General features: G+C 66.9%; 1 protein-coding gene. It reads left to right on the plus strand.

The features are described 5' to 3' along the window. A partial coding sequence (locus D7X55_RS46930) for an autotransporter outer membrane beta-barrel domain-containing protein (RefSeq protein WP_121725787.1) occupies positions 1 to 417 on the plus strand: 417 nt, incomplete at both ends.

Below are 417 nucleotides of genomic sequence, written 5' to 3' on the forward strand. Positions count from 1 at the left end.
GGCTTCGATGGCGATGTGATGGGCCTGCAGGCCGGTCTCGACGTGTGGGCTGCGGCGTCTGACAACCACCGCAACCAGATCGGCGTATTCGTTGGCCGCACCCGCGCGCAGGGCAAGACCACGGGTCTGGCACTGGGCTGGGAGAACGTGCAGGTAGGCCAGAACCGCCTGGATGACAAGCACGTGGGCCTGTACTGGACCTTCACCGATAGCAGTGGGGGTTACATCGACGCCGTGGCGATGCAGAGCCGCTACGACGGCCGCGTGCGTTCCTCGCGTGGGCTCGGCTTCGGCCTGAGCGGCGACGGTACCAGCGTGTCGGTGGAGGCGGGCAAGCCGCTGCTGCACTTCGGGCAGTCCGCATGGTGGCTGGAACCGCAGGTGCAGGTGATCTGGCAGCGCACTTCGCTGGATGAC

Origin of the sequence: Corallococcus sp. AB049A, assembly GCF_003668885.1 — a bacterium.
GTDB classification, from domain to species: Bacteria; Myxococcota; Myxococcia; order Myxococcales; family Myxococcaceae; genus Corallococcus; species Corallococcus interemptor.